This window comes from Deltaproteobacteria bacterium (assembly GCA_030654105.1).
In the GTDB taxonomy this organism is placed as follows: Bacteria; Desulfobacterota; SM23-61; order SM23-61; family SM23-61; genus JAHJQK01.
In genome coordinates this window covers 1-6905 of record JAURYC010000232.1, presented here as the reverse complement: position 1 = coordinate 6905, position 6905 = coordinate 1, and the positions used below count along the sequence as shown (strand labels likewise).

The 6905-nt window shown below is 52.1% G+C and carries 6 protein-coding genes and 1 pseudogene; 6 read left to right on the top strand and 1 reads right to left on the bottom strand.

The window, feature by feature from the left end:
- Together Q7V48_09835 and Q7V48_09830 are read left to right on the top strand one after the other, a co-directional pair.
- The coding region (locus tag Q7V48_09835; protein ID MDO9211030.1) for an enoyl-CoA hydratase/isomerase family protein at positions 1-187 on the top strand (187 nt) is incomplete at its 5' end.
- 249 nt (positions 188-436) lie between these two features.
- A pseudogene (locus Q7V48_09830) lies at positions 437-553 on the top strand (ADP-ribosylglycohydrolase family protein).
- Positions 554-1365: 812 nt separating this feature from the next.
- On the opposite strand, the gene Q7V48_09825 reads toward Q7V48_09830, so the two are convergent.
- The gene (locus Q7V48_09825) at positions 1366-3132 is read right to left on the bottom strand and encodes a thiamine pyrophosphate-binding protein (protein ID MDO9211029.1); all 1767 of its coding nucleotides are present in this window, start codon (positions 3130-3132) and stop codon (positions 1366-1368) included.
- Positions 3133-3422: 290 nt separating this feature from the next.
- Between Q7V48_09825 and Q7V48_09820 the strand changes: the two genes are divergently transcribed.
- From Q7V48_09820 to Q7V48_09805, 4 genes are all read left to right on the top strand, one after another.
- Positions 3423-4553, top strand: a complete 1131-nt coding sequence (locus tag Q7V48_09820; GenBank protein MDO9211028.1) for an ABC transporter substrate-binding protein — start codon at positions 3423-3425, stop codon at positions 4551-4553.
- Positions 4554-4643: 90 nt separating this feature from the next.
- Positions 4644-5516 (top strand): branched-chain amino acid ABC transporter permease, encoded by an 873-nt coding sequence (locus tag Q7V48_09815; GenBank protein MDO9211027.1) that lies wholly within the window; start codon positions 4644-4646, stop codon positions 5514-5516.
- 2 nt (positions 5517-5518) lie between these two features.
- Entirely contained in the window at positions 5519-6493 is a 975-nt protein-coding gene (locus Q7V48_09810) for a branched-chain amino acid ABC transporter permease (protein MDO9211026.1), read from the top strand.
- Positions 6486-6905 (top strand): ATP-binding cassette domain-containing protein (locus Q7V48_09805; protein ID MDO9211025.1); only part of this gene is annotated, 420 nt, incomplete at its 3' end. The genes Q7V48_09810 and Q7V48_09805, both read left to right, overlap by 8 nt.

Below are 6905 nucleotides of genomic sequence, written 5' to 3'. Positions count from 1 at the left end.
AGCCCGCCGGATGCTGGAAAAGAGCCCGATGGGCCTTCGTCTCACGAAGGAGGCCTTGCACCTGAACCTTACGGCCCCATCCCTGGAAGCTGCCATTGAACTGGAGAACCGCAACCAGAGCATGTGTTGTTGCACGCCTGATTTCTTGAAAGCCGTAGAGGCGTTTAGTAAAAGGGGAAAGGGATAAACCTTTCCAGGGATACGTAGGGTCAACTTGCAAAATTAGCTGTAAAGTAAGGCGGGACGCCCCTAAATAAGGGAAAGGGGACGCTGCTTAAGGTCTTAAAGATTGTGGAATAAGGGGGCGTTCGTGCAGAGCGTGTTTAGTGAAGTATATTTGGGCTTTGGATCTTCGGGAGAATCAACCGGGTCAAAAGTAAATTCTTTTCAAGAAGAATAATCCCCATCCGCTAGTTGATTTCCGAATGGCCATCCCATGGAAGCGCAGACAAAATTAAAAGATCGCTGTGTCGGATGCCTTTTAGGACTTGCCGTAGGGGATGCTCTGGGGACTACTCTGGAATTGAGGGGGCCGGGTACAGTTCAACCGATCCAGAAAAATATTTTAAGGCGGGCCACTCAAACTCTAACTCGGCACGGCTTTTTTTGTGTAAAAGCAAGGAATCGATCCGCCAGTCACTTTAAATCTGGTCTTAACTTCTTCCTGAAGTCCTGATTTTTGAAAATCTCGCCTCCATCCCGCATTGCAAGGAGTAATAAACGGGTTTAATTTAATGTTTTGATATCTCTTCGATATCTCAACTTATGGGCAGGTTCGTTTTGATCCAGGGCCCCTCCGCCCGGTTCGGGTCGTGTTAAACAAAGAATCCATGACGGTGCTAACTTATCCGCTTGACTCCGGGCATATAATCATCGCCGAGTTTCATTATTGAGGCTGATCTGCTGCAAAAAGTCAAAATGCCTCAGGGGTGAAGCCTTGAGTTATTTGCAGCTCAACCCCCCCCAATCTCCCTTTGTAAAAGAGCGGCGAGGGGGGATCGGGGAAGGGGATGTTGCGCGGAGTGCGTGGAGTGCGGGACGTTGTTGACTACGTTGACTTCCCTTTTTGAGCAAAAGTAAGGGGTCTACACTATTGACAAAAAAGCCTCCTCTCGAGTTTTAGGATGATTTGAGTGGAGTCTTGGGCTAAAGTGGCTGGTTAATTTTAAAAGAAATTTTCTGACGTAAGGCTTTGAACTGCATTTTTGGCCATTAAATTGCCGTTTTAAAAAACAATAACTGCCGAGGGGTAGAGAAAAAGAAGAAATATATCTAAAGAAGAAAAAGGCAGGGCCGAATGACCCCGCCTATCCTCTCGATTCCTTCCCTTTCTTGCTTTCCGGAGATCGATTGAAGACCGATCCCTTATTGTTTTAAATAGGCTAACTTATCCCACCGAATCGGGTAACCTCTGGTTACTCCCGGGCAGAAATACGTCGGGCTGTTTCGGTCGGTCACGACTTCGATCAAATAGGGCTCATTGGTTTTGATGGCTTCCTGGACGGTCTTTTTAATTTCTCCCGAACTATGAATTTTTTTGGCTTTCACCCCGTAGGCTTCGGCGATCTTCACGAAATCGGGGTTATAGAGTTTCCCATCCCGTTCAAAGGTGGACCACACTTCTCGTCCGTAATTGATTAACTGTCCGTGCCGTTCGATGGACTGGCCATAGTTATTGATCACCACCCAGATCACCGGGATTTTGTATTCAATGGCCGTGGCTAAGGCGTAGTTGGACATAATGAAGGATCCATCGCCCACGATTGATAAAGCGACCTTATCCGGTCTGGCTAGTTTTACTCCCATCACCGCGCTGGTCGCCCAACCCATCTGGGCCATTCCGGCATTATTGAAGAACGTGTTGGGAGTATGAACCAGCCCGTACCCTTCATAGGCCTGCTGGATGTCACCGGTATCGGTTATGACATTGGCATCTTTAGGAAGAGCGCGATTCACCTCGTAGGCCAGCCGGTTGGTGGAGACGGGATCTTCTTCTCCTTTATTACTGTCCGCCTCGATCTTGGCCATCCATTCCTCTTTCCATTTCTTGGCCTTGGTGACCCAGGGCTGACGTCCTTTCTCCCGTTTCTTCCAGTCCGCCCTTGCAGCTTCCAGGATTTGCCGCAAGGCGATCTTGGCATCCGCGACGATTCCCACATCAGCAAGGTAATTTCTCCCGATATCCAGCTGGTCAATGTTCACTTGAATCAATTTGGTCTCCGGGAAATTATAGACGACCCCTTTTCTCCAACCCGATGTATGGGCGTCGCAGAAGCGGCATCCGACCGCCAGGACGACATCTGCTTCGCGGGTGGCGTTCACGGAACTTCCCCAACCGCTTCGGCCCACAGGGCCCAGGCAGAGGGGATGATCCTCGGCAATTACACCCTTCCCAGGCATCGAGGTTACCACGGGAATTTGCAGCTGATCCACAAATTCCTTCACCTCGTTCCAGGCTTCGGCGATATGGGCTCCCCCTCCCACCAGGAGCAGTGGCTTCTGGGCGTTGGCCAGCAACCTGGCGGTTTCCTGGATCATCTCCGGATCTCCCCCCATCTTGGTGGTGAGATGGTCTTTCTCCCAGGTGGAAGTGCTATCCATTTCCAACTCATGGGCGGAGACGTCGAAGGGGATGTATACGGCCGTGGGCCCTGGTCTTCCGGTTCCCGCCAGTTTATAGGCCTGCATGATCTGGTAGGCGAGAATATCGGGTCTCAAGGCATACCAGACTCTCTTGGTGATAGGCTTAAAGATGTTAGGAATATCATCCCCGCAGTGGACGCTGAGCTCCTCTAAACTGGATTTGTCCAGATAGTGAGTCGGAGGACCTGTGGGAATAACCAGGACTCCCGATGAATCCAACATGGCGTTCCCCAGAGCCGGGATGAGGTGGAGGACCCCGGGGCCCACACTGGCCAGGACCGGCGCGACTTTATGCTTCGCCCGGAAATACCCATCGGCCATGTGCACCGCCGATACTTCATGCTTGGGCTGGATCCCTTTGATGTGGGGTTTATCGATCAGGGCATTCAAGATGTTCCAGATCCCGTGCCCGTTGTACCCGAAATAATATTCGATCCCCAACTTTTCAAAACATTCGGCAACGATCTGTCCACCATTCATTTTCGCCATCGGTTCTCTCCTTTTCTCCATTTTCGGTTTTTTCGGTCCTATGGTTGTGATCTTTTCACAGGCGTCCACCCTGAGTTTTCAATTCTTGCCGATTCTCCCGGTAAGAATCTTCTCTTTTTTATTGTCGCTCTTTCGTGGTATATAATATTAACTTTATTTTGATTCATTTGGGTAATAAAAATCCAACTGGAAGAAATTGTCAAGAAAAAACTCCCAATTTCTTCTTGACAAAAGATTTTTATTGTGGCAAAAACGCGGTGAATTTTACGAATAGCGAAAGGAGGAAGCTTATGAAGAAAATTTTCTTGGCTCTGGTCGTCTGGTCTTTTTTCAGCGCTCTATTTATTCCAGCTGGATGGAGCGTCGAACCGGTGAAAATCGGGTTGGGATTGCCCCTGACGGGTCCCCTGTCCTTCCTGGGGAATGAATTTTTGAAGGGGTCGCAGCTGGCGGTCGAGGAGATTAACAAGGCAGGAGGGATCTTGGGGGGCAGGAAGATCGAGCTGGTAGTCCGCGACCACAAGGGCATACCGGCCGAAGGCATCACCGTGGCCAAGAGACTGGCCGCAGAGGACAAAGTTTCCATCATCGATGTCGATCTCCCCAGCTCCACCAATATTGCGGTGCAGGTGGTCAGCAAAGAATTAAAGGTCGTGCAGCTTTCTTCGTTTGCTTTTGCCCCAGACGTGTCCGACAAAGGCCACCCCTATCACTTCCGGGTGTGCACGCGAGCTGAGGCCATTGCCGGTGCTTTGGGGGAATATTTAGCCAAACTCCCCAACAATAAAAAGATCGCCATGGTAGCCCCCAACGATGATTACGGCCGGGGAGACCTGGCTTCTCTGGGGGCGGTGTTCAAAAAGATGGGAAAGCCCGAGGTGGTCTATGAAGCCTACTACGAGCGGAACCAAACTGATTTCAACACCATCTTGCTGAAGATGAAATCGCTGAACCCGGATTGCTACTACATCAACGTCCGCTGGTCGGCCAGCGCCATTGCCCTCCAGCAGATGGAGGACCTGGCCATGCTCAAAGGGAAATACCTGGCTTCCAGCGTCAACTTTTACAATAAGGAATTAGCCAAAAGGGTGGGTCACCTCATGGAAGGGGCGGTGATGTCCGTATCCTGGGCGCCCGTATTCAAGGATCCGGAATCCCAGAAACTGGTAAAGGCCTACCGGGCCAAGTACGGCGACGACCCCAATGATTCCGTCTCCTTGGGATGGACCCCAATCATGATGGCCGCCAAGGCTATCGAAAAGGCCGGCACGGACAAAGATCAGGAGAAAATCCGAATGGCTATGAAGGGGATCAAATGGGACTCACCCCAGGGGCTGATTAATTTCGACGATAAGGGCGACTCGGGAGTCCCCGCTCACGTGCTACAGTACAAAGGAGGGGAGTACCACCTGATCAAGTAAAGGGCATAGAGTAAATACAAAAAATAACTGTCAAATCCCCCCAAACCCCCTTTGCCAAGGGGGGCAGGGGGGATTATTTTATAGCCGATTATGGATACATTCTCCTTAGCCATTCAGCAGATCGCCAACGGACTGGTCATCGGGTCCATGTATGCCCTCATGTCCATCGGGATGATGCTGATCCTGGGCATCATGACCGTCATCAATATGGCCCATGGCGAATTTTACATGCTCGGGGGATACTTCTGCTATTTCATCATGACTCAGCTGGGAGTCAACTACCTGGCCGCCTTGCCTATTTCCATGGTCTTAACTGCCGGGGTAGGTGTTCTAAGCGAGAAGGTCACGGTGCGTCCTCTGGCCGGCCGGCCCTGGTTTTCCACGTTTCTCACTACTTTCGGCCTTTCCATGATTCTGCGCGATCTGGCTCAGATCATTTGGGGAGTCGACCCGCGAGAAATCATTTCCCCTTTTTCCCACAAACGTGTCGTGATCGGGCCCGTCTACCTGACGGAACATCGCATCTTCATTTTCGTCATGGGCGTGGTGGTGATCGGGCTCCTCTATCTCTTCATCAAAAAGCATAAGGTGGGAATGGCCATGCGCGCCGTGGTCCGGGACCGGGAAGCCTCGGCCCTGATGGGAATCAACCTGAATGCCATGAACAGTTTCACTTTCGCCTTGGGGGCGGGCACGGCGGCCCTGGCCGGGGCACTCCTGGGGGCCATCTTCAATGTGCTGCCTTCCATGGGCGAACTGCCGCTTATCAAGGGGTTTGCGGTGGTGATCATGGGAGGAATGGGAAATGTCCAGGGGATCTTATTCAGCGGACTGATCCTGGGGGTGGCTGAAAGCCTGGCGGCGAGCTTCATCTCCCTCGGGCTGTCCGATGCCATTGCCTTCGCCATTCTCATCGTGATCCTCCTTTTCAAGCCCTTCGGTCTCTTCGGCAAGAGGATCTGATCATGGCTCTGCGCAAATCTATCCTCATTCCGGCCCTTATCTTCCTCCTCCTCTTACCCTGGATCTTTCAAGGCACCTACAGCCGGCATATCCTGGTCATGTCCCTGATTTATACTTTCAGCGCCATGGGGCTTAATGTGATCTTCGGGTTTGCCGGTCAGGCGGCCTTTGGTCAGCCGGCCTTTTTTGCCCTGGGGGCTTACATCTCCTCTCTGCTGGCCCTAAAACTGGGGCTCCCTTTCTCCCTGTGCCTCCTGGGGACCATAGTCATCTCTGCGGGATTCGGGTTTATCGTCGGCTACCCCTGCCTTCAATTGCGGGGGATTTACTTTGGCATCACCACCATGGCCTTTGCCCAGATCCTGTACTACATCGTCTCCAACTGGGTCGACTTGACCCGGGGGCCTATGGGACTGGTGGGCATCCCGGCCGCCAGTTTTCGCCTGGGAGATCTCCTCCAGGTCGAATTCACCAATGAGCTGAAATATTACTACCTGGTGCTGACCTTTTCCCTCCTCACCCTTTTTTTCCTGGCCCGGTTCATGGAAACCCGTCTGGGGCGGGCTTTCGTGGCCATCCGGGAGAATCAGGAACTGAGCTCCTCCATCGGAATCCATCCCTTCTGGGTCAAGATGATCGCCTTCATGCTGGCCTGCATGATCACCTCGATGGGGGGGAGTTTTTACGCCCACTTCGTGAAATTCGTGAGCCCCATCGAGTTTCAATGGTACTACCTCGGCTTGACCTTCATCATGGTCATTACCGGGGGGATCGGCACCATTGTAGGCCCCTTCATCGGGGGGGCCATTTTTACCGTCATCCCGGAAGTCTTCCGCGCCTTTGAGACCTACCGCAACATTCTGGTGGGAAGCGTTCTCATCATCATCGTTATTTTTTTCCCGGAAGGCATCATGGGCAAGATCCATCAGTGGAGGAAGAGCAGAAAGCTTCCCGGCTCGGAGAAGAAGCATGCTTGAGACCAAAGGACTGACCATCTCCTTTGGCGGGCTTGTAGCCGTCAACCAGGTGGATCTCAAGATCTCCCAGGGGGAAATTTTGGGGATGATCGGCCCCAATGGCGCGGGGAAAACGACGTTCTTCAACCTGGTTACGGGTTTTTTGAACCCCACGGCAGGCCAGATTCTCTTCCAGGGAAAAGATATTACGGGGCTCCCTCCGAGCCGGATTGCCTTTCTGGGTATCTGCCGAACTTTCCAGAGCACCAGCGTGTTTCCCGGGCTGACGGTCTGGGAAAATCTGCTGACCGGAACTTTTTGTTGGACGCAAACTCGATATATCGACACCCTCTTTCGTACCCAGGCTTATCATCGTCAACGCCAGGAGATAGAAAAACAGGGGGAGGAAATTATGGAATTCTTGGGCCTCCAG

What these genes read in the sequence shown, in the direction of transcription:
- Q7V48_09825 (MDO9211029.1), bottom strand. Translation starts at nt 3,132, where the DNA reads ATGGCGAAAATGAATGGTGGACAGATCGTTGCCGAATGTTTTGAAAAG.
- Q7V48_09820 (MDO9211028.1), top strand. Translation starts at nt 3,423, where the DNA reads ATGAAGAAAATTTTCTTGGCTCTGGTCGTCTGGTCTTTTTTCAGCGCT.
- Q7V48_09815 (MDO9211027.1), top strand. Translation starts at nt 4,644, where the DNA reads ATGGATACATTCTCCTTAGCCATTCAGCAGATCGCCAACGGACTGGTC.
- Q7V48_09810 (MDO9211026.1), top strand. Translation starts at nt 5,519, where the DNA reads ATGGCTCTGCGCAAATCTATCCTCATTCCGGCCCTTATCTTCCTCCTC.